The following is a 26,274-nucleotide window of genomic DNA, read 5'->3' as shown; positions in this document are numbered from 1 at the left end:
GGACGGTTCCGGACGGCCTGTGCAGGCACCGCCGCCTCCGCCGCTACGGTCGTACGATCCCGTGCGCCCGGGCGGCCGTCAGCCACCCCGGGAACTCGCTCACGAGCCGGTCGTAGAGATCGGCGTCCGACACCTTCCGCGGATCCGGACCGGCGTGGAAGAAGCCGGCGTTGTCGACCGCCCGTTTCGCCGGGACGGGCAGTTCGTCGAGCCTGCGCAGGAAGTCGAACTGCTTGCTGCCGCGGTCGCCGAAGCCGATGAACTGCCAGAACAGGGGCAGCTTGGAGGCCTTGCACAGATAGCGCTCGGCGGCGAGCTTGTTGACGGGGCCGCCGTCGGTCTGGAAGACGACGAGCGCGGGTTCGCGCGCCCCGCTGTCGAGGTAGTGGTCGATGACGGCGTCCATGGCGAGGTGGTAGCTGGTCCTGCCCATGTGTCCGAGCCCGGCCGCGATGCGGTCCACCCGTCCGCGGTGGTCGGCGAGGGCGATGTCGGTGACGGCGTCGACGTCGGTGGAGAAGAAGACGACCGGCACCCGGCCGTCGTCGTCGAGATGGGCGGAGAGTCCCAGCACCCGGTCGGCGAGCGCCTGCACGCTGCCGTCCTCGTAGTACGGCTTCATCGACCCCGAGTAGTCGACGACGAGGTAGACGGCGGCCCGCTGCCCGTCGAGGCCGTGCCTGGCGAGGGACGCCCCGGCGCTCTTGTAGAGGCTGACCAGCGCGGGTGCGGTCTCCTGGACCTTGGTGAGACTGATCGCGACCATGGCGCACAGCCTTCCACACCCACCGCCCCCACTCGGGGAACAGGTGTACGGAAAGGCGACGGCGCCTGCCCAGTCGTCCGGTCGGGGACTGTGGGCAGGCGCCGTCAATGTTCCGCACGCCTTTGTACGGGACGTCTGGTGCCTTTCGGCGGGGCCGTCAGACCATCAGCGAGCGGTCCGTCGGGCGGATCGGGGCGGGCAGGTCGCTCGCCCCGGTCAGGAACCGGTCGACGCCGCGGGCGGCCGAGCGGCCCTCCGCGATCGCCCACACGATGAGCGACTGGCCGCGGCCGGCGTCTCCGGCGACGTACACGCCGGGCACGTTGGTCGCGAAGTCGGCGTCGCGCGCCACGTTGCCGCGCTCGTCGAGCTCCAGGCCGAACTGCTCCACCAGGCCGTTCTCCCGGTCGGTGCCGGTGAAGCCCATGGCGAGGGTGACCAGCTGGGCGGGGATCTTGCGCTCGGTGCCCGGCTTGGGCGTCAGCCTGCCCTCGACGAACTCGACCTCGGTGAGGTGCAGCCACTGGACGTTGCCGTCCTCGTCGCCCTCGAAGTGGGTGGTGGAGACGGAGTAGACCCGCTCACCGCCCTCCTCGTGCGCGGAGGTGACCTTGTAGAGCATCGGGAACGTCGGCCACGGCTGGCCCGGGTTCCGCTCCTCGCCCGGCCGGGGCATGATCTCCAGCTGGGTGACGGAGGCCGCGCCCTGGCGGTGGGCGGTGCCCACGCAGTCGGCGCCGGTGTCGCCGCCGCCGATGACCACGACGTGCTTGCCCTCGGCCGTGATCGGGGGCGCCACGAAGTCGCCCTCCTGGACCTTGTTGGCCAGCGGCAGGTACTCCATCGCCTGGTGGACGCCCTTGAGCTCACGGCCGGGGACCGGCAGGTCACGGGCGGTCGTGGCGCCGGCGGCGATCACGACGGCGTCGTAGCGCTTCTTCAGGTCGGTGGCCTTGAGGTCGCGGCCGATCTCGATGCCGGTGCGGAAGCGGGTGCCCTCCGTGCGCATCTGCTCGATGCGGCGGTTGATGTGCCGCTTCTCCATCTTGAACTCGGGGATGCCGTACCGGAGAAGGCCGCCGATGCGGTCCGCGCGCTCGTAGACGGCGACGGTGTGGCCGGCCCGGGTGAGCTGCTGGGCGGCGGCCAGGCCCGCCGGGCCCGAACCGATGACCGCGACCGTCTTGCCGGACAGGCGTTCGGGCGCCTGCGGAGCGACGTCACCGGTCTCCCACGCCTTGTCGATGATCGAGACCTCGACGTTCTTGATGGTGACGGCCGGCTGGTTGATGCCGAGCACGCACGCCGACTCGCAGGGAGCCGGGCACAGCCGCCCGGTGAACTCCGGGAAGTTGTTCGTCGCGTGCAGCCGCTCCTGCGCGGCCGACCAGTCCTCGCGGTAGGCGAAGTCGTTCCACTCGGGGATCAGGTTCCCGAGCGGACAGCCGTTGTGGCAGAACGGGATGCCGCAGTCCATGCACCGACTGGCCTGCTTGCCGATGATCGGCAGCAGCGAACCGGGGACGTAGACCTCGTTCCAGTCCTTCAGCCGCACGTCGACGGGGCGGGACTTGGCGACCTCACGGCCGTGGTTCAGGAAGCCCTTCGGGTCAGCCATGGGTCGCCGCCTCCATCATCTTCTCGGTGATCTCGGACTCGGAGAGTCCCGCTCGCTCGGCGGCGTCCTTGGCGGCGAGCACTGCCTTGTACGTGCTGGGGATGATCTTGCTGAAGCGCTCCACGGCCGTGTCCCAGTCGGCGAGCAGCTTCTCGGCGACCGTCGAGCCGGTCTCCTCGGCGTGGCGGCGCACCACGTCGTGCAGCCACAGCCTGTCGGTGTCGTCGAGCGCCTCGACGGCGTCGAGGTTGCCGACGTTGACGTGGTCGCGGTTCAGGTCGATCACATAGGCGATGCCGCCGGACATGCCGGCCGCGAAGTTGCGGCCCGTCTCGCCGAGGACCACCGCGTGACCGCCGGTCATGTACTCGCAGCCGTGGTCGCCCACGCCCTCGGAGACGACCGTCGCGCCGGAGTTGCGGACGCAGAACCGCTCGCCGGTGCGGCCGCGCAGGAACAGCTCGCCGCCGGTCGCGCCGTAGGCGATGGTGTTGCCCGCGATGGTCGAGTACTCGGCGAGGTGGTCGGCGCCCCGGTCCGGGCGGACGATGACGCGGCCGCCGGAGAGGCCCTTGCCGACGTAGTCGTTGGCGTCGCCCTCCAGGCGCAGCGTGACGCCACGCGGGAGGAAGGCGCCGAAGGACTGGCCCGCGGAGCCGGTGAAGGTGATGTCGACGGTGTCGTCGGGCAGGCCCGCGCCGCCGAACCGCTTCGTCACCTCGTGGCCGAGCATGGTGCCGACCGTGCGGTTGATGTTGCGGATGGAGACCTGGGCGCGCACCGGCTGGGCGTCGGTCGCGGAGTCCGCGGCGAGGGCGTCGGCGGCGAGCTTGATGAGCTCGTTGTCGAGCGCCTTCTCCAGGCCGTGGTCCTGCGAGATGACCTGGTGCAGGGCCGCGCCCTCGGGCAGGGCGGGCACGTGGAAGAGCGGGGCCAGGTTGAGGCCCTGTGCCTTCCAGTGGTCGACGGCGCGCTCGACGTCGAGGACCTCGGCGTGGCCGACGGCCTCCTCGATCGAGCGGAAGCCCAGCTCGGCCAGCAGTTCGCGGACCTCTTCGGCGATGAACTTGAAGAAGTTCACGACGTACTCGGCCTGGCCGGCGAAGCGGTCGCGCAGCACCGGGTTCTGGGTGGCGATGCCGACCGGGCAGGTGTCCAGGTGGCAGACGCGCATCATGACGCAGCCGGAGACGACGAGCGGCGCGGTCGCGAAACCGAACTCCTCGGCGCCGAGCAGCGCGGCGATGATCACGTCGCGGCCGGTCTTGAGCTGGCCGTCCGTCTGGACCACGATCCGGTCGCGCAGGCCGTTGAGCAGCAGGGTCTGCTGGGTCTCGGCGAGGCCCAGCTCCCAGGGGCCGCCCGCGTGCTTGAGCGAGGTCAGCGGGGAGGCGCCGGTGCCGCCGTCGTGGCCGGAGATGAGCACGACGTCCGCGTGGGCCTTGGACACACCGGCCGCGACCGTGCCGACGCCGACCTCGGAGACCAGCTTCACGTGGATCCGCGCCTGCGGGTTCGCGTTCTTCAGGTCGTGGATCAGCTGGGCCAGGTCTTCGATGGAGTAGATGTCGTGGTGCGGCGGCGGGGAGATCAGGCCGACGCCCGGGGTGGAGTGCCGGGTCTTGGCGACCCACGGGTAGACCTTGTGGCCGGGCAGCTGGCCGCCCTCGCCGGGCTTGGCGCCCTGGGCCATCTTGATCTGGATGTCGTCCGCGTTGACCAGGTACTCGGAGGTGACGCCGAAGCGGCCGGAGGCGACCTGCTTGATGCTGGAGCGGCGCGCGGGGTCGTACAGGCGCTCCGGGTCCTCGCCGCCCTCACCGGTGTTGGACTTGCCGCCCAGCTGGTTCATGGCGATGGCGAGGGTCTCGTGCGCCTCCTGGGAGATGGAGCCGTACGACATGGCGCCGGTGGAGAAGCGCTTGACGATCTCGGAGACGGGCTCGACCTCGTCGACGGAGATCGAGGGGCGGTCCGACTTGAGGCCGAAGAGCCCGCGCAGGGTCATCAGCCGCTCGGACTGCTCGTTCACCCGGCCCGTGTACTGCTTGAAGATGTCGTAGCGGGCCGTGCGCGTCGAGTGCTGGAGGCGGAAGACCGTCTCCGGGTCGAACAGGTGCGGCTCGCCCTCGCGGCGCCACTGGTACTCGCCGCCTATCTCCAGGGCGCGGTGCGCGGGCGCGATGCCGGAGGCGGGGTAGGCCTTGGCGTGGCGGGCGGCGACCTCCTTGGCGACGACGTCGATGCCGATGCCGCCGATCTTGGTGGCGGTGCCGCTGAAGTACTTCTCGACGAAGGCGTCGTCGAGGCCGACCGCTTCGAAGACCTGTGCGCCGCGGTAGGAGGCTACGGTCGAGATGCCCATCTTGGACATGACCTTCAGGACGCCCTTGCCGAGCGCGTAGATCAGGTTGCGGATCGCCTGCTCGGGCTCCATGCCGCCGAGGAAGGTGCCCGCGCGCAGCAGGTCCTCGACGGACTCCATCGCCAGGTACGGGTTGACGGCGGCGGCGCCGAAGCCGATCAGCAGGGCGACGTGGTGGACCTCGCGGACGTCTCCGGCCTCGACCAGCAGGCCCACCTGGGTGCGCTGCTTGGTGCGGATGAGGTGGTGGTGGACGGCCGCGGTGAGCAGCAGCGACGGGATCGGCGCGTGCTCGGCGTCGGAGTGGCGGTCCGACAGGACGATGAGCCGGGCGCCGTTGTCGATGGCGGCGTCGGCCTCGGCGCAGATCTCGTCGATGCGGGCGGCGAGCGCGTCACCGCCGCCGTGCACCCGGTACAGGCCGGAGAGGGTCGCGGCCTTGAAGCCGGGCATGTCGCCGTCGGCGTTGATGTGGATGAGCTTGGCCAGCTCGTCGTTGTCGATGACCGGGAACGGCAGGGTGACGGTGCGACAGGACGCGGCGCTCGGCTCGAGCAGGTTGCCCTGGGGGCCGAGGGAGGAGCGCAGCGAGGTGACGAGCTCCTCGCGGATGGCGTCCAACGGCGGGTTGGTGACCTGCGCGAACAGCTGGGTGAAGTAGTCGAAGAGCAGGCGCGGCCGGGCGGAGAGCGCGGCGATCGGCGAGTCGGTGCCCATGGAGCCGAGCGGTTCGCCGCCGGTCTTGGCCATCGGCGCGAGGATGACGCGCAGCTCTTCCTCGGTGTAGCCGAAGGTCTGCTGGCGGCGGGTGACCGAGGCGTGCGTGTGCACGATGTGCTCACGCTCGGGCAGGTCGCCGAGCTCGATCTCGCCGGCCTCCAGCCACTCGGCGTACGGGTTCTCGGCGGCGAGCTGCGCCTTGATCTCGTCGTCCTCGATGATGCGGTGCTCGGCGGTGTCGACGAGGAACATCCGGCCGGGCTGCAGGCGGCCCTTGCGGACGACCTTGGCGGGGTCGATGTCGAGGACGCCGACCTCGGAGCCGAGGACGACGAGGCCGTCGTCGGTGACCCAGTAGCGGCCGGGGCGCAGACCGTTGCGGTCGAGGACCGCGCCGACCTGGGTGCCGTCGGTGAAGGTCACGCAGGCCGGGCCGTCCCAGGGCTCCATCATCGTGGAGTGGAACTCGTAGAAGGCGCGCCGGGCCGGATCCATGGTGTCGTGGTTCTCCCACGCCTCCGGGATCATCATCAGCACGGAGTGCGGCAGCGAGCGGCCGCCGAGGTGGAGCAGTTCGAGCACCTCGTCGAAGGACGCCGAGTCGGAGGCGTCCGGCGTGCACACCGGGAAGATCCGCTCGATGGCCTTGTCGTCCTGGCCGAACAGGTCCGAGACGAGCTGCGACTCGCGGGCGCGCATCCAGTTGCGGTTGCCCTTGACGGTGTTGATCTCACCGTTGTGCGCGACGAAGCGGTAGGGGTGCGCGAGCGGCCACGACGGGAAGGTGTTCGTGGAGAAGCGCGAGTGGACGAGCGACACGGCCGAGGCGAAACGGCGGTCGGACAGGTCCGGGAAGAAGGGCTCGAGCTGGCCGGTGGTCAGCATGCCCTTGTAGACGATCGTGCGCGCGGAGAGCGACGGGAAGTACACGCCGGCCTCGCGCTCGGCGCGCTTGCGCAGCACGAACGCCTTGCGGTCGAGGTCGATGCCCTGGCTCGTGCCGTCGCTCACGAAGAGCTGGCGGAAGGCCGGCATCGTGGAGCGGGCGGTCGCGCCGAGGAGTTCGGGGGCGACCGGGACCTCGCGCCAGCCGAGGACGGTGAGGCCCTCCGCGGCGGCGATCGTCTCGATCTGTGAGACGCAGGCCTCGGCGCCGTCCTCGGGGAGGAAGGCGATGCCGACGGCGTAGTGGCCGGCGTCGGGGAGCTCGAATCCGGCGACCTCGCGGAGGAAGGCGTCCGGGACCTGGGTCAGGATGCCCGCGCCGTCGCCGGAGTCCGGCTCGGAGCCGGTGGCGCCGCGGTGCTCGAGGTTGCGCAGAACGGTCAGCGCCTGCTCGACCAGCGCGTGGCTCGCCTCGCCGGTGAGGGTGGCCACGAAGCCGACGCCACAGGCGTCGTGCTCGTTGCGGGGGTCGTACATACCCTGCGCAGCAGGGCGAGCATCCATGAAGGACCAGTTCTGGCCATTCGCGGAATGCTGGGACGGCTGGCGCGGCGTACGCATCGGCTCTCCCGTCGTCGTCTCAGGTGGCATATCTGCTGGCGAAGGGACGACGTTGGCCCTCTGCGGAACGCAAAATTTCGTGCAGGTTACATGATGGAGCGGTTCTCGGGAACCGGATACTCCGTTCCAGCATGCGGACGCCACGGACGCGCGGCGGGGGTTCCTCGCACGTGGCTGAAAGGTATGGGGGCCGGACGGGACGAGATCGGTCGGATCGTTGCCCGGCGGACCGGAAGGGCGGGGGGAGCGGCGTCACCCACCCCGCGAGTGCGCCGCAGGCGTCATTGCCCACAGCGCTTACGGCTCATGCCCGCTGGTTAAGCACTCGAAACCAGTCGGTAACGGCTACCTATGCGGCCCATCGCATAGGTAGCAGCCGATCTATCCTACGGCCGTTCCGAAGAAGCTGCCCAGGGCGTACGTCACACCGGCCGCCGCACCGCCGAGGGCCAGCTGCCGCAGCCCGCTGAACCACCAGGTCCGCGCCGTCACCCGGGCCACCACCGCGCCGCAGCCGAACAGGCCGAGCAGGGCCAGCAGCACGGCCGGCCACAGGGAGGAGGCGCCGAGCAGATACGGCAGGACGGGCAGCAACGCGCCCAGTGCGAACGATCCGAAGCTGGACACCGCGGCGACCAGCGGCGAGGGCAGATCGGACGGGTCGATGCCCAGCTCCTCGCGGGCGTGTATCTCCAGGGCCTGCTCGGGGTCGCGCGACAGTTGCTGGGCGACCTGCCGGGCGAGTGCGGGTTCGACGCCCCGGGACTCGTACAGGGCGGCGAGCTCGGCCTCCTCGTCCTGGGGGTGCTTGCGCAGCTCCCGCCGCTCGACAGCCAGTTCGGCCTCGACGAGTTCGCGCTGCGAGGCGACGGAGGTGTACTCGCCGGCGGCCATGGAGAAGGCGCCGGCGGCCAGCCCCGCGAGGCCGGTGACGACGAGGGTCTGCTGTCCCACGGATCCGCCGGCGACACCGGTCATCAGGGCGAGGTTGGAGACCAGGCCGTCCATCGCGCCGAAGACGGCGGGGCGCAGCCAGCCCCCGTTGACGTCACGGTGGGTGTGGTTGTCGCGGTGCGCCTCGTGCAGCGGCGCCTCGGTCTCGATGATGGCCACGGAGATCCCCCAGTAAGCTGAGCCAAAGCTAAGTTTAGACTGATTCTAAGTTCCTACAACGCGAAGATACGCCTCCCCATTCCGCTCCGCCAGCAAGGAAAGGCTGGGCTAACCTGCGCTTTTACCTTCGAGCGCTCATTCGATCGGCTATCCGCACAGATGTCGACCGGGTGACATGAAGGGCTTCGAGGCTCGGGTCAACCGCCGATGGTGGGACACATCCGCAGACGGTTCCGCGCCCGAGCGGAGCCATGGTGGAGGAGGACGCCTATGGCGACGATCCGTGAAAGAGCCCGCGGCGCCCTGCTCGGCCTCGCCGTCGGAGACGCCCTGGGCGCCCCCGCCGAGAACATGAAGCCCTCGCAGATCCGCGCCCGCTGGGGCCGCATCACCGGCTACGTCGCCGACCGGCCGGCCGGCACGGACGACACCGAGTACGCGATCTTCTCCGGCCTGCTGCTCGCCCGGCACGGCTCCGCGCTCACCCCGGCCCACGTCGAGTCGGCCTGGCACCAGTGGATCGCCGACCGGGACGAAGGCCCCTTCCGGGGCGCGGGATTCAGCGAGCGCGGCACCCTGGAGAACCTCCGCCGCGGCCTCGCGGCGCCCATCTCGGCGCAGCACCGGCACGCCTGGAGCGACGGCCTGGCGATGCGCGCGGCCCCCTTCGGCGTCTTCGCCGCGGGCCGCCCGGCGGAGGCCGCCCGGCTGGTCGCGATCGACGGCGCGGTGAGCCACGACGGCGAGGGCATCTACGGCGGGCAGGCGGTCGCGGCGGGAGTGGCCGCGGCGATGGCCGGGGCGCCGCCGGTCGCGGTGGTCGCCTCGGCTCTCGCGGTGGTCCCCGAGGACTCCTGGACGGCTCGTTCCCTGCGCCGGGCGGCAGCGGCGGCCCACCGCGGCGAACGGGCCGTGCGCTCGGCCGTCGTCGTCGGCGGCTACCCGTGGACCGATCTGGCGCCCGAGGCCGTCGCCCTCGCGTTCGGCGCCTACGCGGCAGCCGAGGGCGACTTCCGCGAGGCGGTCCTCACGGCGGTGAACATGGGCCGCGACGCGGACACCACGGCGGCGGTGGCGGGCGCCCTGGCCGGCGCCACCCGGGGGGTCTCGGCGATCCCGCAGGACTGGGCGGCGGCCATCGGCCCGGCGCGGGGCACCTGCCTGCCCTCGATGGCGGGCCATCACGTGCTGGACGTGGCCGAACTGCTGGTGCCGGGCGAGGGCGGCAAGTGGGGCGAGGGCGTCGTCGGGGCGGACGTCGTGCCGATCCTGATGAGCCCGGGACGGCTCTCCCACCCGGACCCGACGGCCTTCGCCCTGACAGCGGCGACGACAGCTGCCACGACGGCGACGACGACTGCGGCGACCGTGACGGCGACGGCGACGGCGAACGACAGCGCGGAGGCCTGCCCATGACACCGCCCGCCCCCTGGGACGACGAGACGATGACGGCCGCGGCGGCCACGGAGAGCGCGGCGGGCATCGCGGTCACGGCGCCGCCCCGCGCGCCCGCGGCCCCCGACGGCGAGGCCGATCGCGCCCCGCAGGGCCCGTCCGCACCCGACCGCGAGAGCCGCAGCGGAGCGGCCGGACGCCACCACGCCGGACCGGCGGGCCGGACCGACAGGCCCGCCGGCGACGCCGAACCCGCGAGACCCGCCCGCCCGCGGCACGCGCGGCGCATCGAGGGCCTGCTGCTGGGCCTGGCCGCGGGCGACGCCGCCGGGTGGCCCGCCGCCCGCCATCGCGCCGCCCGGATGCCGGACTGGACCCGCCGTCTGACCAGGGAGCTCGACACCTTCGCCGAACACAACGCGACGACCACCCTGCCCGTCCCCATCGCCCTGAACCAGCCCCCCGAACCCCTCCGGCTCGGCCCCTCCGACGACGCCGAGTGGGCGGCGTTCGCCGCCGAGGCGGTGCTGCGGGCCGGCGATGACACCGCCCTCGGCGACCTCGGCCGAGATCGCCGGATGCGCGCCGCCATCGACCTCGCCTGGAACGCGATCGCCAGTGAGGTCGCGGCGGCGGCCGACCGCGCGCCGGAGGTCGAGTCCGCCGTCCTGCCCCTGCGCGCCCGCATCTCCGTCCGCGCCGGACTGGGCAATCTCGTCGCCGGACTGCGGCCCCCCGCCACCGGCCACGACAACCCGCACTACTTCGACGACGCGGCCTGCGTGCGCGCCTGCGTCCTCGCGGTGGCGCACGCCGGCGATCCCCGGGCCGCCGCCGGGCTCGCCGAGTTCGACGCCCGCTACACCCAGGACGGCGACGGCGTGCACGGCGCCCGGGCGATGGCCGCGGCGCTGGCGCTGGCCCTGGCCGGAGCGGACGTCGAGGCCTGCACGACGGCGGCGCTCGGCGAACTCCCCGCACACACGGAGATCGGCCGCAACGCCCGGCACGCGCTGGACCTGGCCCGCGGCGCACCGAGCGCGTTCGCGCTCGTCCCGCTGCTGGAACACCAGATCGTCGACCACGTCTACAGCTACGGCATCGCCGCGGCGGAGACCGTGCCGGTGGCGCTGGCCCTCGCGACGGCGTCCGGCGGCCGCATCGGCGAGGCGGTGCCGGCCGCGGCCTGCCTCTCCCGGGTCGCGGACTCGGCCCCCGCCCTGGCGGGCGCGCTCACCGGGGCGCTCGGCGGCGCCGCCGCGATCCCCGAGGCGTGGCGCGACAGCTGCCGCGTCCTCTCCGGCTGCGCACTCCCGCGGCTCACCGGCACCGATCTGGTGGAACTCGCCGGGCTCCTGGAAACCGCACAACCGGCCCCACCAGGAGGATGATTCGGGGCATGACGCCCAAAGCAGAAGAAAGCAACGGGGCAACCCTGGAGGAGCGCATCACCGGCGCCCTGGTCGGCGCGGCCGTGGGCGACGCCCTCGGCGGCCCCGTCGAGGGCTACACCCCGGAACAGATCCTCGAACGCCACGGCGGCCGCGTGCACGGCGTCGTCGGGCCCTGGCACGGCGACGACTGGCGCACCGCCCGCCCCATCGCGCCGTACCACAAGGGCGACGGCCACGTCACCGACGACACCCTGATGACCCATGCGCTGATCAGGGTCTACGCCACGGTCCGCGACCACCTGGACGCCTACGCGGTCGCCGGCCACCTCGTCCCGGACCTGATGACGACGCCCCGCTGGATCCCCGAACTGGAAGCCGAGGCGCTCCCCCTGCACCGGATCTTCCTGGCGGAGAAGTGGCTGGTCACACGGCTCCACTACGGCCATGTGGACCCGCGGGAAGCCGGCGTCGGCAACATCGTCAACTGCGGCGCGGCGATGTACATGGCCCCGGTGGGCCTGGTCAACGCGGCCGACCCGGCGGGAGCGTACGCCGAGGCGCTGGACGTCGCGGGCGCCCACCAGTCGTCCTACGGCCGGGAGGCGGCGGGTGTCTTCGCCGCGGCGGTGGCGGCCGCGTGCACGCCCGACGCGACCGCGGAGTCGGTGGTGACGGCCTGTCTGGCGCTGGCGAAGGACGGCACGCGCACGGCGATCGAGAAGGTCTGCGAGGAGGCGGCCCGGCACGGCGACGTCGAGTCCGCGCTCGTCCCGCTCAGGGAGTCGGTGGCGCCCTACGACACGGTGGGACCCGACTACCGGCGGCCCTCGCTCGGCGCGCGCCGCCCCTCCCGGCTGCACGCGATCGAGGAACTCCCGGTCGCCCTGGGGATGGTGCTGGCGGCGGGCGGCGACTACCGCCGGGCGGTCCTCGGCTCCGTGAACTACGGCCGCGACTGCGACTCGATCGCCACGATGGCGGGCGCGGTGGCCGGCGCTCTGGGCTCACCGGTCCCCGAGGACTGGTCGAAGCAGGTCGCCGAGGCCAGCCGCCTCGACCTGTGGCAGCCGGCGGCGACGCTCACCGAGGTCGCCCGCGAGGTCTTCCACCGCGACGTCGAGCGCCGCCGCGACCACGAGCGGGCGTTCCGCGCACTCGGAGGCGCCCCCGGAGGCTCCGGATGCTCCGACTGACCTGGGTCCAGCCCGAGGACCTGCTCGGCCACGAACTGCGCCAGGCGGCCGAGGACGGCCGGGAGCCGTGGGCGGTCGCCGCCCGCTGGCGAGCGGCCGGCGGCCACGACGCGCCGCCCCGCGCCGGCGCGTCCGGGCAACGGGCCTCCGGCTATCTCCGGCTCCTCGCCGACGACCTGCTCGACGAACTGGCGGACCTGCCCAGCAGACTGGCCGAGGACGAGCCGACCGAACTGGAGAAGATCAGAGCGCTCTGCCCCCGGTGGCCGGGCCGGCCGGGCGGCACGAGAACCCCGGCGCCCTCGCAGGCCCGCCTGGAAGCCGCCTGGCTGGGGCGGGCCGCCGGCTGCCTCCTGGGCAAACCGGTGGAGAAGCTTCCCCTGGACGCCGTCCGCCGGCTGGCGCGGGCCGCCGGAAACTGGCCCCTGGACGGCTACTTCACCGCCCGGGGGGTTCCCGGCCCCCTCCTCGAGGAGCACCCGTGGAACCGCCGCTCGGCGCCCACCTCGCTGGCCGAGAACATCGACGGCATGCCCGAGGACGACGACCTCAACTACCCCCTCCTCAACCTCCTGCTGCTGCAGCGCCACGGCAGGGGCTTCACCACCGCCGACGTGGCCCGGCTCTGGCTCGACGAACTCCCCGCGGGCCGCACCTTCACCGCCGAACGCGTCGCCTACCGCAACCTCCTCTGCGGCGTCGAACCCCCGCACACCGCCCGCCACCGCAACCCCTTCCGGGAGTGGATCGGCGCCCTGATCCGCGCCGACGTGCACGGCTGGACCAACCCCGGCGACCCGGCTGCCGCAGCCGAGCAGGCGCACCGCGACGCCGTCCTCACACACACCGGCAACGGCGTCTACGCGGCGATGTTCACGGCGGCCGTCGTCGCCGCGGCCGCGACCGGCGCCCTCGACGTGCACACCTGCCTGCACACCGGCCTGTCGGTGGTCCCGCCCCGCTCCCGGCTCGCCGTCGCCGTCACCCACGCGATCCGGCTCGCCGGGGAGCACGCCGACTTCGACACCGTCGTCGACGAACTCCACGTCGCCCACCGGAGCGCCCACTGGGTGCACGCCGTCCCCAACACGGCCCTGATCGCCGCCGCCCTCGCCCACGCGGACGGCGACTTCGCCGGGTCCATCTGCCGTGCCGTGTCGGGAGGCTGGGACACCGACTCCGACGGCGCGACCGCGGGCGGCGTCGCCGCCCTGCTCACCGGCGGCCCGGCCGCCCTCCCCGACCGCTGGACGGCCCCCCTCAAGAACCGGCTCGCCACCTCCGTCGCCGACTTCGACGGCGTCGGCTTCGACGCCCTCGCCCACCTCACCCGGTCCCTCATCCCTCGGGAGGCATCCCGCCCATGACCGACATCGTCGTGCTCGGCAGCACGAACATGGACCTCGTCGCCTACGTGGCGAAGCCCCCGCAGCGCGGGGAGACCGTGACGGGACGGGAGTTCCGCACCCTCCCCGGCGGCAAGGGCGCCAACCAGGCGACCGCCGCCGCCCACGCCGGCGGCGCCGTCTCGATGATCGGGGCGGTCGGCAACGACTCCTTCGGCGCCCGGCTGCGCTCCACGCTCGAGCACGCGGGCGTCAACACCGACCACCTGCGCACCGTCGAGGCCCCCTCCGGCACCGCGCACATCGTGGTGGACGACGACGGCGGCAACGCGATCGTCGTGGTGCCCGGCGCCAACGGCACCGTCGACCATCTCGCCCCCGGCGACGAAGGCCTCATCGCCTCCGCGGACGCGCTCCTGCTGCAACTCGAAGTGCCCCTGGCCGCGGTCGTCGCCGGTGCCCGGGCCGCCCACAGGCACGGCGTGCGCACGATCCTCACCCCCGCCCCAGCCCGGCCCCTGCCGCCGGAACTCCTCGACGCCACCGACCTGTTGGTGCCCAACGAGCACGAGGCGACCGCGCTCACCGGCCGCACCGACCCGCACGAGGCGGCCGCCGTCCTGCTGGACAGCGTCCCCGAGGTCGTCATCACCCTCGGCGCGGCCGGCAGCCTCTACGCCGCCCGGGGCGCCGAACCCCTCACCGTGCCCGCTCCACGCGTCACCGCCGTGGACTCCACCGGCGCGGGCGACACGTTCGTCGGCGCCCTCGCGGTGGCGCTGGGCGAGAAGCGGCCCGTACGGGAGGCCCTGGCCTGGGCGGCGGCCGCGGCCGCGCTGTCCGTCCAGCGTCCCGGCGCCTGCGCGTCGATGCCGTACCGCTCCGAGATCGAGACGCAGTACGCCTCATGACCGAACCCCGCACGACCGAACCTCGCACGACCGAACGCGTCGGGACCACGCCCCCCGTGGCCGGGCCGGCCGCTCCCCTGCACGGCGTCCGGGTCCTCGACCTGGCCACCCTGTTCGCGGGACCTCTCGCCGCCACCCTGCTCGGCGACTTCGGCGCGGACGTCGTCAAGGTCGAACACCCCGAGCGCCCCGACCCCTCCCGCGGGCACGGCCCGTCCAAGGACGGCGTGGGCCTGTGGTGGAAGCTCCTCGGCCGCAACAAGCGCACGATCACCCTGAACCTGTCCACGCCGGGCGGCCGCGACACCCTGCTGCAGCTCGCCGCCACGGCCGACGTGATCATCGAGAACTTCCGTCCCGGCACCCTGGAGAAGTGGGACCTCGGCTGGGAGGAGCTGTCGTCGGCGAACCCCCGTCTGGTCCTCACCCGGGTCACCGCCTTCGGCCAGTTCGGCCCCTACGCGCACCGCCCCGGCTTCGGCACGCTCGCGGAGGCGATGAGCGGCTTCGCGGCGATCACCGGCGAACCGGACGCCCCGCCCACTCTCCCGCCCTTCGGCCTGGCCGACTCGATCGCCGGCCTGGCCACCGCCTATGCCGTCATGACGGCCCTCACCGCCCGCGACCGCACCGGCGAGGGCCAGGTCGTCGACATGGCGATCATCGAGCCCATCCTCACCGTCCTCGGCCCCCAGCCCCTCTGGTACGACCAGCTGGGCTACGTCCAGGCCCGTACCGGCAACCGGTCCGCCAACAACGCCCCGCGCAACACCTACCGCACGGCCGACGGGGACTGGGTCGCCGTCTCGACGTCGGCGCAGTCGGTCGCGGAACGGGTGATGCGGCTCGTCGGCCGCCCGGAGCTGATCGACGAGCCGTGGTTCGCCACCGGCGCCGAGCGGGCCGCCCACACCGACGTCCTCGACGAGGCGGTCGGCTCCTGGATCGCCCGGCACACCCGCACCGACGTCCTCGCGGCGTTCGAGAAGGCGGAGGCGGCGATCGCCCCGGTCCAGGACGTCCGGGACGTGCTGTCGGACCCCCAGTACCAGGCCCTGGACACCGTCACCGCGGTGGACGACCCGGAGCTGGGCCGGATCCGGATGCAGAACGTCCTGTTCCGGCTCTCCGCGACCCCCGGCGCGATCCGCTGGGCCGGCCGCCCGCACGGCGCCGACACGGACGCCGTCCTGACCGAGCTGGGCCTGACCGCGGACGAGCTGAGCACCCTGCGCGAGGCGGGTGCCCTGTGAAGAAACCCCCACTGACCTGGCTCTACGTTCCCGGTGACCGCCCGCAGACGGTCACCAAGGCCCTCGCCTGCGGCGCCGACGTCGTCATCGTCGACCTGGAGGACGCGGTCGCCCCGGACCGCAAGGAGTACGCGCGTGCGGCCACCGCCGAACGTCTTTCGGAGCCCCAGCCGGTACCGGTCCACGTCCGGGTGAACTCCCTGGACACCCCCTACGCCGCGGCGGACCTGCGCACCGTGGCCGCCCTCCCCGGCGTCTGCGGTCTGCGCCTGCCCAAGGTGACGGCCCCGCACCAGATCACCCGGGTCGCCGAGAGCGTGCCCCGGAGCGATCGCGGCGCCACGCCCCTGCACGCCCTGCTGGAGACCGCCCTCGGCGTGGAACACGCCTACGCCATCGCCCGCGCCCACCCCTCCCTGCGCGGCATCGCCCTCGGCGAGGCGGACCTGCGAGCGGATCTGGGCGTCCGCCACGACGCGGGCCTCGACTGGTCCCGCTCCCGGGTCGTCGTCGCCGCCCGGGCCGCAGGGCTGGCGCCCCCGCCCCAGTCGGTCCACCCCGACATCCGCGACCTGGACGGCCTGGCCACCAGCTGCGCCCACGGCCGCACCCTCGGATTCCTCGGACGCGCCGCCATCCACCCCCGGCAGCTCCCGATCATCGAACAGGCCTACCTGCCGACCCAGCAGGAGCTGGAGGACGCCGAGACGATCGTGAAGGCGGCCATCACCGAACGGGGCGCCCAGGCCCTCCCGGACGGACGGTTCGTCGACGCCGCGGTGGTGGCGGCCGCGCACCGCACGCTGGCCCTGGCCGGCCGGGACTGACCGGCCGGCGAGGCCGCGACCCGCGGTCGCACGACGAGGGCGCCCGGGTTCACCGGGCGCCCTCGTCGTCGTACGCGTCGTCGCAGCGACGGCCGTCAGCTCTTCTTGCCGGCCGACTCCGCCTCGTCCTTGACGTCGGCCTGCGCCTCGGTCTTGGCCTCGGCCCCGGCCCTGGCCTTGTCGGCCTTGTCGGTCACGGCCTCGGTGCCGTCCTCGGCCACGGCCGTGGTCCCGGCCCCGCCGTCGGCCCCGGACGCGTCCTCGGCCTTCTCGGTCCCGGTCCCGCCGGCGCCCTTCGTCTTGGCGGACTCCGCCGTCGCCCCGGACGAGGACGACTCGGCCCCGGGCTTCTCCTCTCCGTCGGCGGAGGCGTCCCCGGCCGTGTCGCCGGAGGCCTGCGCGGCAGGCTCGACGACCTCTTCCCGGCCCGGCCGCTTCTTCGCCGAGACGACGATGTACACCACCGCGAGCAGGAAGACGACCAGCGCGGTCCAGTCGTTCAGCCGCAGGCCCAGGATGTGGTGAGCGTCGTCGACCCGCATGTACTCGATCCAGGCGCGGCCCACGCAGTACGCGGCGACGTACAGGGCGAAGGCCCGCCCGTGGCCCAGCTTGAAGCGCCGGTCGGCCCAGATGACGAGGAGGGCGACGCCGACGCACCACAGCGACTCGTACAGGAACGTCGGGTGGTAGTAGCCGGGCACCCGCCCGTCCGCCGAGGACGTGATGTGCAGGGCCCAGGGAAGGTCGGTCTCCTTGCCGTACAGCTCCTGGTTGAACCAGTTGCCCCAGCGGCCGATCGCCTGCGCGAGGGCGATGCCCGGGGCGATGGCGTCGGCGTAGGCCGGCAGCGGGATGCCCCGGCGGCGGCAGCCGATCCACGCGCCCACCGCGCCGAGCGCGATCGCGCCCCAGATACCGAGGCCGCCCTCCCAGACCTTGAAGGCGTCCACCCAGTCCCGGCCCTCGCTGAAGTACAGCTCGTAGTCCGTGATCACGTGGTAGAGCCGGCCGCCGACGAGTCCGAAGGGCACCGCCCAGACGGAGATGTCGGCCACCGTGCCGGCCTGCCCGCCCCGGGCGACCCAGCGCCTGTTGCCGAGCCAGACCGCGACGAAGACGCCGATGATGATGCAGAACGCGTAGCCACGCAGCGGAACGGGGCCGAGGTACAGCACCCCGTGCGACGGGCTGGGAATGTAGGCAAGTTCCATGGCAGGGTCGACGCTACCCTGCCACGCACGGCCGACGATGGGCAGCCCGGCTACGGCTCCATAACGGGCTGGTGTGAAAGGGCCTGGCCCGCGGTGTCACCCCTGGTCGGCCTCCTCCACCATCTTCTTCAGCTTCTCCGGCGTCATCGACCGGTCCTGATAGATGTTCTTGCCGTTGAACAGCACGGTGGGGGTGCCGCCGAAGCGGCCGTTCTGGAAGGCCTGGTTGGACTTCACGACCCAGCTGTTGTGGGTGCCCTGCTCCACGCAGGCGCGGAACGCGGGCGTGTCGAGCCCGTCGACCTTGCCGGCGAGTTCGATCAGCCGGCTGTTCTCGGCGTACTCGTCCTTCGTCTCTTCCGGCTGGTTCTCGTACAGCACGTCGTGGTAGGCGGGGAACTTTCCGGCGTCCTGGGCGCAGGCCGCCGCGTTGGCCGCGTTGCGGGAGCCGCTGCCGCCCATGTTGCCGTCGATGAGGGTGGCCAGGTGGTACTCGACCTTCAGCTTCCCGCCCTGCGTCAGCTCGTGGATCGTGGGCCGGTACGCCGTCTCGAAGGCCTTGCAGGCCGGGCAGCGGAAGTCCTCCCACACCGTGAGCGAGGACTTGGCGCCGTCCTTGCCGACGGGGATCGCGAGGGCGTCCTCGCCCTGGGCTCCCGAGGGCGCCACGACCGGGCCCGCCTTGTCGCTGCTGTCGTCCTTGCCGGAGTTCGCGGCGACGACGCCGATCACCGCTGCCAGCCCCAGCACGCACACCACGCTCGCGCCGACGATCAGTGTGCGCCGCCGCCGCTCGGCCGTCTTCTGCTTCTCGCGCTCCGCCGCCAGCCGCTCCCGGGCAGTGCGCTTTCCGTCACGATTCTTCTCGCTCACACCCCCAGAACGAACCGGGGAGGCGCAATGCGCCTCCCCGACCCCAGGTCCACCCGTTCGGGTGACCGGTGTTCCCCTCACGCCCGGCGGCGCACGCCCTTCGCCAGATCGCCCGCGAGGGCGCGGACCGCCTCGACGCCGGCCGCCTCGTCCGGCGCGTCCAGCATCCGCTTGACGAAGGCCGAGCCGACGATCACGCCGTCGGCGAAGCCCGCCACCTCGGCGGCCTGCCGGGCGTCCGAGACGCCGAGGCCGACGCAGACCGGCAGGCCCGACCCGGTGGCCCGGGTCCGTTCCACCAGGTCGTGGGCCTGCGCGCCGACCGACTCCCGGGTGCCGGTGACACCCATCAGCGAGGCTGCGTAGACGAAGCCGCTGCCCGCCTCGGTGATCTGCGCGAGCCGGGCGGCCCGGCTGCTCGGCGCGACGACGAAGACGGTCGCGAGGCCGTGCTTGTCGGCGTGCTCCCTCCACAGGGCCGACTCCTGCACCGGCAGGTCGGGCAGGATGCAGCCCGCACCGCCGGCCTCCGCCAGTTCGGCGGTGAACCGCTCGACGCCGTAGCGGTCGATGGGGTTCCAGTACGTCATGACGAGGACCGGCTTGCCGGTGGCCTCGAACGCCTCGCGGACCGTGCGCATGACGTCCGCGATGCGCACCCCGCCGCGCAGGGCGATGTCGTCGGCGGTCTGGATGACCGGGCCGTCGAGGACCGGGTCGCTGTGCGGCAGTCCGACCTCGACCACGTCGGCGCCTCCGTCGAGGACGGCCTTGATCGCCTCGATGCCGCCGTCCACGGTCGGGAACCCGGCCGGGAGGTAGGCGATGAGCGCGGCGCGGTCCTCGGCCTTCGCGGCCGCGAGGGTGTCCGACAGCAGCTGGATGTTCCCGCTCACTTCGCGTCTCCCTCGATCTCCGCGGTGGCGGCCGCGTCGGCGGCGACCTCGGCGTCGGTGTCGTACAGCCCGAAGTAGCGGGCGGCCGTGTCCATGTCCTTGTCGCCGCGACCCGACAGGTTCACGACGATCAGCCCGTCCGGGCCGAGTTCCCTGCCGACCTCCAGGGCGCCGGCCAGCGCGTGGGCGCTCTCGATGGCCGGGATGATGCCCTCGGTGCGCGACAGCAGGCGCAGCGCCTGCATGGCCGCGTCGTCGGTGACGGCGCGGTACTCGCCGCGGCCGGTGTCCTTGAGGTAGGAGTGCTCGGGGCCGATGCCCGGGTAGTCCAGGCCCGCCGAGATGGAGTACGGCTCGGTGATCTGGCCCTCGTCGTCCTGGAGGACGTAGGAGCGCGACCCGTGCAGGATGCCGGGCTCGCCCGCGGTCAGGGTCGCCGCGTGCTCGCCCGTCTCGATGCCGTGCCCGGCCGGCTCGCAGCCGATCAGACGCACGCCGGCGTCCGGGATGAAGGCGTGGAAGAGGCCGATGGCGTTGGAGCCGCCGCCGACGCAGGCGACGGCCGCGTCGGGCAGGCGTCCGGCGCGCTCCAGGATCTGGCGGCGGGCCTCGACGCCGATGACCCGGTGGAAGTCGCGGACCATGGCCGGGAAGGGGTGCGGTCCGGCGACCGTGCCGAACAGGTAGTGGGTGCGGTCGACGTTGGCGACCCAGTCGCGGAACGCCTCGTTGATGGCGTCCTTCAGGGTGCGGCTGCCGGACTTCACGGCGACGACCTCGGCGCCCAGCATGCGCATCCGGGCCACGTTGAGGGCCTGGCGCTGGGTGTCGATCTCACCCATGTAGATGGTGCACTCGAGCCCGAAGAGGGCGCAGGCGGTGGCCGTGGCGACGCCGTGCTGGCCCGCGCCGGTCTCGGCGATCACGCGGGTCTTGCCCATGCGCCGGGTGAGCAGCGCCTGGCCGAGCACGTTGTTGATCTTGTGGGAGCCGGTGTGGTTGAGGTCCTCGCGCTTGAGGAACACCCGGGCGCCGCCGGCGTGCTCGGCGAACCTCGGCACCTCGGTGAGGGAGCTGGGGCGGCCGGTGTAGTGCACGAGCAGGTCGTCGAGCTCACGGGCGAACTCGGGGTCGTGCTTGGCCTTGTCGTACTCGACGGCCACCTCGTCCACGGCGGCGACGAGGGCCTCCGGGATGAACTTGCCGCCGAACGCGCCGAAGTAGCCCTCGACGGTGGGGACCTGACCCTCGGGGTCGGGAATGAAGAACTCGCTGGGCATGCGGAAACCTCACGGTGAGACGGTTTGGTGTGCGGACACGAAACGCCGTGGGGGCGGGGTCGTCGGACGGACGGCTAGCGGCCGTCGGTTGCCTGTCGCGCAGTACCCCGCGCCCCTGGGGGGCGCCGCTGCCATCGCATGCCGTTCACCTGGCCGGGTTCGTCCCCGATGACGTACCGCACGCGTCGGCCGTGCACCCGGCGGGCGGGCGCGCGGCAGCCACGGGGGCGGCAGCCGCGCGCGAGGCGGGCGTACCGGTCCGTGGCGGTCGCGGGGGTCGTCGGAGTCATCGGGGCAAGCCTAGCGGGAGATCAGCCCCGGCCGTGGCGCAGTGCGGGGTGCTCGCCCGCCGCCACCAGGTCGGCCACCGCGGTCTTGGGGTCGCGGCCGGTCACCAGGGACTCGCCGACGAGGACCGCGTCGGCGCCGGCGTTGGCGTACGCGATGAGGTCGTGCGGACCTCGCACCCCGGACTCGGCGATCTTGACGATGCTCGCCGGGATCTCGGGGGCCACCCGCTCGAAGGTGCCCCGGTCTACCTCGAGGGTCTTCAGGTTGCGCGCGTTGACGCCGATCACCTTGGCGCCCGCGTCGACGGCGCGCTCCACCTCGTCCTCGTCGTGGACCTCGACGAGCGGGGTGAGACCGATGGAGACGGCACGCTCGATCAGCGACTCGAGAGCCGACTGCTCCAGGGCGGCCACGATGAGCAGCGCGAGGTCGGCGCCGTACGCGCGGGCCTCCCACAGCTGGTACGAGGTGACGATGAAGTCCTTGCGCAGGACGGGGATGTCCACCCGGGCGCGGACCGCCTCGAGGTCGGCGAGCGAGCCGCCGAACCGGCGCTGTTCGGTGAGGACGGAGATGACCGCCGCGCCGCCCGCCTCGTAGTCGGCGGCGAGGCCGGCGGGGTCGGCGATCGCGGCCAGCGCGCCCTTGGACGGGCTGGAGCGCTTGACCTCGCAGATCACCTTGACGCCGTCACCGCGGAGCGCCGCGACGCCGTCCTTGGCGGCGGGGGCCTTGGCCGCCAGCTCCTTGAGCTCGTCGAGGCTGACGCGCGCCTGCCGCTCCGCGAGGTCGGCACGGACTCCGTCGATGATCTCGTCGAGCACACTCACGCGAGCGGCCCCCTTCCGGCTGAGAGACGGTCGGCGCTTTTCGCGACCGAGGGAGAAACAGATGGTCACTCGATGGTATCCGGAGCGGGGCGATGGCCTCGCATCCGGTTGACGGCGGTCCCACTACCTGGACATCGCCCTGTCGATCAAGGGTGTAGCCAGCCGCCGAACGGCAGGTTCCGGACAACCGTGAAGACCAGCAGCAACGCGCCCAGCGTCCACAGCTGCACGGAGGTGGGGTCGACGCGCACGGGCCGGCCGCGCGCCACGCGGACCACCCAGACGGTCCACACGACGGCGAAGCCGAGGAAGGCGACGACGGCCGGCGCGTTGTCGTGCAGGGCGGTCTGCAGGTCGCCGTGCACGAAGGCGTGCGCGCTGCGCAGGCCTCCGCAGCCGGGGCAGTACAGGCCCGTGTAGCGCAGCAGGGGGCAGGCCGGGTAGTGGCCGGGTTCGTTGGGGTCGACGGCCCCGACGTAGGCGAAGGCCCCGGCGACGGCCGCGAGGATGCCGGCGGGCACGGCCAGGCGTCCGAGGGCGGTGGTCGTCACGCTGCGGCTGTCGGCGTTCACGGTTCGCATTGTGCCCCGCCGGGGCCGCACGCGCGCGTGCGGGGGCGGCCGCGCACGGGTGAGGGGCGGCCGGTTGACCACCGGCCGCCCCTCGGGAGGTACGGGTCGCTCAGCCCTCGGCGCCCGCCGGCTCGCGGGTGGCCGTTGCCGTGGCCGTCGTCTGGTGCACCGGCTGGGCCGCGGTCTTCGGCCGGCCCAGGCCCGCCGCCCGCATGGCGAGGCCGACGAATCCGGAGAGCGCCACGATCGCCATGCCGGCCCAGAAGCCGAGCGGCTCGGCCATCACCATGAACGCGCCCGCGACGGTGAACCCGATGATGGCGATGGTGACACCGGTCCAGGCGGCCGGGGTGTGTCCGTGGCTGCTGCCCGCCATGACTTGCTCCTCATTGCTGTCTCTGTGTCCGTCCGAGCCGGACGCTCGTCGTCCATTGTCCCGTACGCGCACGTCTGACGGACGCGGGGGTGGGATCCGGTCGCGTCGGATGCGCCACATCGGCGGCCCGGGACGGCGACCTGGTCAGGGGCCTGTCAGGCGGGGCCGGCGCCGGTCGGGTCCTCGCCCCGGTCCAGAGCCTTCCACATCTCTTCGGGCCGGTCCGGGTCGGCGGGCCTGGCGGCGCGCCGGGGACGGGGCGTGCCGTCACGTTCGTAGCGGCCCGACATGGCGGGCCAGCGGCGACCGTAGCGCAGGGCGAGAAGGCCCGCGAGAAGGATCAGGGCGCCGCCCGCGGCCGCCGCGTAGGGCCAGGCGGTGTGGGTGAACGAGGCGACGGTGGCCGAGGTGTCACCGGAGGCCTTGGCGGCCTGCTCGTCGAGCGCGGAGCCGTCGCGCGCGCCGATCAGGGCGGTGGCCATGATTCCGGCGCCGGACAGCGCGAGCAGCACGGAGACGGCGAGGCGGCCCGTGCGGCGGACGGCGAAGACGGCGACGAGCGCGGCGAGGCCGACTATCGCGAGCGCCGCGGGCACGCCCGTCACGTCGCTGCCCCTGGCGGTCAGCGGGAAGGCGCCGCCGGCCACCGTGGCCGTGCCCTCCGACCAGCGCTGTCGGGTGGACAGCAGGGCCACGGCCGCGCCCAGCGCGCCGCACAGCAGGGCGAGGGCGAGGCTCCGGCGGCCCGACCGGGCGGACGCGGTCTCGGAACGGGGGTCAGGAGCAGCAGTCACGTACTCCACTATCGCCTGAACCCGGGGCGATACGTCACCCGGGGTTCAGTGAGACGCGTCCTATCGGGCGGCGGACGCCCCGGCCGCCGGCCTGCTCAGGCGCTCCGGTCGCCGAGGCGGTTGGCGGTGTGGACGGCGCGCAGGACGGCCGCCGCCTTGTTGCGGCACTCCTGGTCCTCGGCGACCGGGTCGGAGTCGGCGACGATGCCGGCGCCGGCCTGGACGTAGGCGGTGCCGTCGCGCAGCAGGGCCGTGCGGATGGCGATGGCCGTGTCGGAGTCCCCCGCGAAGTCCAGGTAGCCCACGCAGCCGCCGTACAGGCCGCGTCGGGACGGCTCCAGTTCGTCGATGATCTGCATGGCGCGCGGCTTGGGGGCGCCGGAGAGGGTGCCGGCGGGGAAGCAGGCGGTGAGGACGTCGAAAGCGGTGCGGCCGGCGGCGACCTGGCCGGTGACGGTGGAGACGATGTGCATCACGTGCGAGTACCGCTCGACGGACATGAAGTCGACGACCTCGACCGAGCCGGGCTCGCAGACCCGCCCCAGGTCGTTGCGGCCCAGGTCGACGAGCATGAGGTGCTCGGCGCGCTCCTTGGGGTCGGCGAGCAGCTCGTCGGCGAGCGCCTGGTCCTCCTGCGGGGTGGCGCCCCGGTGCCGGGTGCCGGCGATGGGGTGGACCATGGCCCGTCCGTCCTCGACCTTGACCAGGGCTTCCGGGGAGGAGCCCACGACGTCGAAGCCGTCGAAGCGGAACAGGTACATGTACGGGGAGGGGTTGGTGGCCCGCAGGACCCGGTAGACGTCCAGCGCGCTCGCGGTGCAGGCCGTCTCGAAGCGCTGGGAGGGGACGACCTGGAAGGCCTCGCCCGCGCGGATGCGCTCCTTGACGTCCTCGACGGCCGCCCGGAAGTCGGGGCCGCCCCACAGGGCGGTGTACTCGGGCAGTTCGGAGGGCGGCAGGACGGCCGGCGGCTGGGCGACGGCGCGGGAGAGGTCGGCCTCCATGGCGTCCAGCCGGGCGACCGCGTCGGCGTGGGCCTCGTCGACGCCGGTGTCGAGGTCGTTGTGGTTGATCGCGTTGGCGATCAGCAGGACGGAGCCCTCCCAGTGGTCCATGACGGCGAGGTCGCTGGTGAGCAGCATCGTCAGCTCGGGCAGCTTCAGGTCGTCGCGCTCGCCGGGGCCGATCTTCTCCAGGCGGCGCACGATGTCGTATCCGAGGTAGCCGACCATGCCGCCGGTGAAGGGCGGCAGGCCCTCCTGGTGGGGGGTGTGCAGGGTCTCGACGGTGGCGCGCAGCGCGGCGAGCGGGTCGCCCTCGGCGGGGACGCCGACGGGCGGGGCGCCGAGCCAGTGGGCCTGGCCGTCGCGTGCGGTGAGCGTGGCGGAGCTGCGGACGCCGACGAAGGAGTACCGGGACCAGGAGCGGCCGTTCTCCGCGGACTCCAGGAGGAAGGTGCCGGGGCGCTCGGCGGCGAGCTTGCGGTAGAGCGCGACCGGGGTGTCGCCGTCGGCGAGGAGCTTGCGGGTGACCGGGATGACCCGCCGGTCGGTGGCCAGCTTGCGGAACGTCTCGAGGTCCATGGCGGCTGACCTTACTGATCCGCGGCCGGGACGCCGGAATCGGCGTTCGCGGCGTCGGCGGCGTCCTTCAGGAGCACGTCCACCTCGAAGCAGGTGCGCGCGCCGGTGTGGCAGGCGGCGCCGGTCTGGTCGACCTGGACGAGCACGGTGTCGGCGTCGCAGTCGAGGGCCACTGACCTGACCTGCTGGACGTGGCCGGAGGTGTCGCCCTTGACCCAGTACTCGCGGCGGCTGCGCGACCAGTAGGTGCAGCGGCCGGTGGTGAGCGTGCGGTGCAGCGCCTCGTCGTCCATCCAGCCGAGCATGAGCACCTCACCGGTGTCGTACTGCTGGGCGATGGCGGGGACGAGCCCGTCGGGGCTGCGCTTGAGACGCGCGGCGATGTCGGGGTCCAGGCTGCTGGGCGTGGGCGTGCTGGTCATGCCTGCCATTGTGCCGCGCGCCACTGACGGTGACGGCGCGGTGTCCACTGGGCGGACCGTGCGCGGGGTCGTAGGCTGGCCGCATGTCCACTTTCGCGAAGCGTGAACGGCTCCTGCTCGCCGACCTCTTGGAGACCGCGGGCCCTGAGGCGCCCACGCTCTGCGAGGGCTGGCAGACCCGTGACCTGGCCGCGCACGTGGTGGTGCGCGAACGCCGTCCGGACGCTGCCGGGGGCATCCTGATCAAGCAGCTCGCGTCGCGCCTGGACCGGGTGATGGAGGAGTTCGCCGCGAAGCCGTACGACGAGCTGATCCAGCTGATCCGCACGGGTCCGCCGCGTTTCTCCCCGTTCCAGCTCAAGCAGCTCGACGAGGCGTCGAACACCATCGAGTTCTACGTGCACACGGAGGACGTCCGCCGGGCCAGGCCCGACTGGTCCTCGCGTGAGCTCGACCCGGTCTTCCAGGACGCGCTGTGGTCGCGTCTGGAGCGCACCGCGCGCCTGATGGGCCGCGGCACCCCGACGGGCCTGGTCCTGCGCCGTCCGGACGGCCGTACGGCGGTCGCCAACCGTGGCACGCCGGTCGTGACGGCGACGGGTGAGCCGTCGGAGCTGCTGCTGTTCCTGTACGGCCGGCAGAGCGCCGCCGTGGTGGAGCTGGACGGCGAGAAGGAAGCGATCGACCGGCTGCACGGCGGCAAGCAGCTCGGCATCTGAGCCGCGCGGGCCGGCAG

23 protein-coding genes are annotated in these 26,274 nt (G+C 73.0%); 8 read left to right on the top strand and 15 right to left on the bottom strand.

All coding sequences use genetic code 11. From position 1 onward, the window contains the following. Positions 1-43: 43 nt before the first annotated feature. The 4 genes from OHS82_RS31515 to OHS82_RS31500 all read right to left on the bottom strand — a co-directional run bounded on the left by OHS82_RS31515 (position 44) and on the right by OHS82_RS31500 (position 8,088). Positions 44-766: a vWA domain-containing protein gene (locus tag OHS82_RS31515; protein ID WP_057580176.1), complete on the bottom strand. Its 723-nt coding sequence runs from the start codon at positions 764-766 to the stop codon at positions 44-46. A gap of 157 nt (positions 767-923) precedes the next feature. Beyond that, complete coding sequence (locus OHS82_RS31510; RefSeq protein WP_057580174.1) at positions 924-2,384, bottom strand: glutamate synthase subunit beta; 1,461 nt, start codon at positions 2,382-2,384, stop codon at positions 924-926. Next, entirely contained in the window at positions 2,377-6,975 is a 4,599-nt protein-coding gene (gene gltB / locus OHS82_RS31505; protein ID WP_199863816.1) for a glutamate synthase large subunit, read from the bottom strand. Before gltB ends, OHS82_RS31510 begins: the two co-directional genes overlap by 8 nt. A gap of 381 nt (positions 6,976-7,356) precedes the next feature. Then, complete coding sequence (locus tag OHS82_RS31500; RefSeq protein WP_057580170.1) at positions 7,357-8,088, bottom strand: VIT1/CCC1 transporter family protein; 732 nt, start codon at positions 8,086-8,088, stop codon at positions 7,357-7,359. Positions 8,089-8,358: 270 nt separating this feature from the next. Here OHS82_RS31500 and OHS82_RS31495 point away from each other — a divergent pair, with 270 nt between their 5' ends. Genes OHS82_RS31495 through OHS82_RS31465 form a run of 7 tightly spaced genes read left to right on the top strand, consistent with a single transcriptional unit; the run spans position 8,359 to position 16,407 of the window. Further along, positions 8,359-9,504, top strand: coding sequence for an ADP-ribosylglycohydrolase family protein (locus tag OHS82_RS31495; protein WP_242433197.1), 1,146 nt, complete (start codon positions 8,359-8,361; stop codon positions 9,502-9,504). Beyond that, the gene (locus tag OHS82_RS31490) at positions 9,501-10,874 is read left to right on the top strand and encodes an ADP-ribosylglycohydrolase family protein (protein ID WP_328435040.1); all 1,374 of its coding nucleotides are present in this window, start codon (positions 9,501-9,503) and stop codon (positions 10,872-10,874) included. The genes OHS82_RS31495 and OHS82_RS31490 overlap by 4 nt, the downstream gene beginning before the upstream one ends. An 8-nt stretch (positions 10,875-10,882) precedes the next feature. Then, positions 10,883-12,070, top strand: a complete 1,188-nt coding sequence (locus OHS82_RS31485; RefSeq protein ID WP_057580168.1) for an ADP-ribosylglycohydrolase family protein — start codon at positions 10,883-10,885, stop codon at positions 12,068-12,070. Next, positions 12,058-13,437, top strand: a complete 1,380-nt coding sequence (locus OHS82_RS31480; RefSeq protein ID WP_057580166.1) for an ADP-ribosylglycohydrolase family protein — start codon at positions 12,058-12,060, stop codon at positions 13,435-13,437. Before OHS82_RS31485 ends, OHS82_RS31480 begins: the two co-directional genes overlap by 13 nt. Next, positions 13,434-14,327, top strand: coding sequence for a ribokinase (gene rbsK, locus OHS82_RS31475; protein ID WP_057580164.1), 894 nt, complete (start codon positions 13,434-13,436; stop codon positions 14,325-14,327). The genes OHS82_RS31480 and rbsK overlap by 4 nt, the downstream gene beginning before the upstream one ends. Next, positions 14,324-15,580, top strand: coding sequence for a CaiB/BaiF CoA transferase family protein (locus OHS82_RS31470; RefSeq protein WP_328435039.1), 1,257 nt, complete (start codon positions 14,324-14,326; stop codon positions 15,578-15,580). The genes rbsK and OHS82_RS31470 overlap by 4 nt, the downstream gene beginning before the upstream one ends. Beyond that, on the top strand, positions 15,577-16,407 hold the full coding sequence (locus OHS82_RS31465; RefSeq protein WP_057580162.1) for an HpcH/HpaI aldolase/citrate lyase family protein: 831 nt from the start codon (positions 15,577-15,579) through the stop codon (positions 16,405-16,407). Before OHS82_RS31470 ends, OHS82_RS31465 begins: the two co-directional genes overlap by 4 nt. Before the next feature lie 95 nt (positions 16,408-16,502). Here the strand turns inward: OHS82_RS31465 and lgt are convergent, their stop codons facing one another. The 11 genes from lgt to hisI form a co-directional block, all read right to left on the bottom strand. Beyond that, positions 16,503-17,621, bottom strand: a complete 1,119-nt coding sequence (gene lgt / locus OHS82_RS31460; RefSeq protein WP_328435038.1) for a prolipoprotein diacylglyceryl transferase — start codon at positions 17,619-17,621, stop codon at positions 16,503-16,505. Between the two features lie 96 nt (positions 17,622-17,717). Beyond that, positions 17,718-18,494 carry a thioredoxin domain-containing protein gene (locus OHS82_RS31455; protein ID WP_057580159.1) on the bottom strand — a complete coding sequence of 259 codons (777 nt, stop codon included), beginning with the start codon at positions 18,492-18,494 and terminating at the stop codon, positions 17,718-17,720. A 77-nt stretch (positions 18,495-18,571) separates the two neighbouring features. After that, entirely contained in the window at positions 18,572-19,390 is an 819-nt protein-coding gene (gene trpA / locus OHS82_RS31450) for a tryptophan synthase subunit alpha (RefSeq protein WP_057580157.1), read from the bottom strand. Next, complete coding sequence (gene trpB, locus OHS82_RS31445; RefSeq protein ID WP_057580155.1) at positions 19,387-20,670, bottom strand: tryptophan synthase subunit beta; 1,284 nt, start codon at positions 20,668-20,670, stop codon at positions 19,387-19,389. The genes trpA and trpB overlap by 4 nt, the downstream gene beginning before the upstream one ends. Positions 20,671-20,744: 74 nt before the next feature. Further along, complete coding sequence (gene trpM / locus OHS82_RS43595; RefSeq protein ID WP_368082551.1) at positions 20,745-20,960, bottom strand: tryptophan biosynthesis modulator TrpM; 216 nt, start codon at positions 20,958-20,960, stop codon at positions 20,745-20,747. Positions 20,961-20,981: 21 nt separating this feature from the next. Further along, positions 20,982-21,791, bottom strand: coding sequence for an indole-3-glycerol phosphate synthase TrpC (gene trpC / locus OHS82_RS31440; RefSeq protein WP_057580152.1), 810 nt, complete (start codon positions 21,789-21,791; stop codon positions 20,982-20,984). Between the two features lie 146 nt (positions 21,792-21,937). Continuing rightward, a complete protein-coding gene (locus tag OHS82_RS31435) occupies positions 21,938-22,372 on the bottom strand; it encodes a DUF2752 domain-containing protein (protein ID WP_057580150.1) in 435 nt (144 codons plus the stop codon). A gap of 100 nt (positions 22,373-22,472) precedes the next feature. Next, positions 22,473-22,739 carry an HGxxPAAW family protein gene (locus OHS82_RS31430; protein ID WP_057580147.1) on the bottom strand — a complete coding sequence of 89 codons (267 nt, stop codon included), beginning with the start codon at positions 22,737-22,739 and terminating at the stop codon, positions 22,473-22,475. A 155-nt stretch (positions 22,740-22,894) separates the two neighbouring features. Then, positions 22,895-23,542 carry a TIGR02234 family membrane protein gene (locus OHS82_RS31425; protein ID WP_057580145.1) on the bottom strand — a complete coding sequence of 216 codons (648 nt, stop codon included), beginning with the start codon at positions 23,540-23,542 and terminating at the stop codon, positions 22,895-22,897. Positions 23,543-23,628: 86 nt separating this feature from the next. Next, a complete protein-coding gene (locus OHS82_RS31420) occupies positions 23,629-25,116 on the bottom strand; it encodes an anthranilate synthase component I (protein ID WP_328435037.1) in 1,488 nt (495 codons plus the stop codon). Positions 25,117-25,127: 11 nt separating this feature from the next. Next, complete coding sequence (gene hisI, locus OHS82_RS31415; protein WP_328435036.1) at positions 25,128-25,538, bottom strand: phosphoribosyl-AMP cyclohydrolase; 411 nt, start codon at positions 25,536-25,538, stop codon at positions 25,128-25,130. Between the two features lie 83 nt (positions 25,539-25,621). Between hisI and OHS82_RS31410 the strand changes: the two genes are divergently transcribed. Then, complete coding sequence (locus OHS82_RS31410) at positions 25,622-26,257, top strand: TIGR03085 family metal-binding protein (protein WP_057580139.1); 636 nt, start codon at positions 25,622-25,624, stop codon at positions 26,255-26,257. Positions 26,258-26,274: the final 17 nt, after the last annotated feature.

The sequence above is a fragment of the Streptomyces sp. NBC_00425 genome, assembly GCF_036030735.1.
GTDB lineage: Bacteria > Actinomycetota > Actinomycetes > Streptomycetales > Streptomycetaceae > Streptomyces.
Note: the sequence above shows the minus strand (reverse complement) of the source record. Positions and strands in the feature narration are given on the sequence as shown.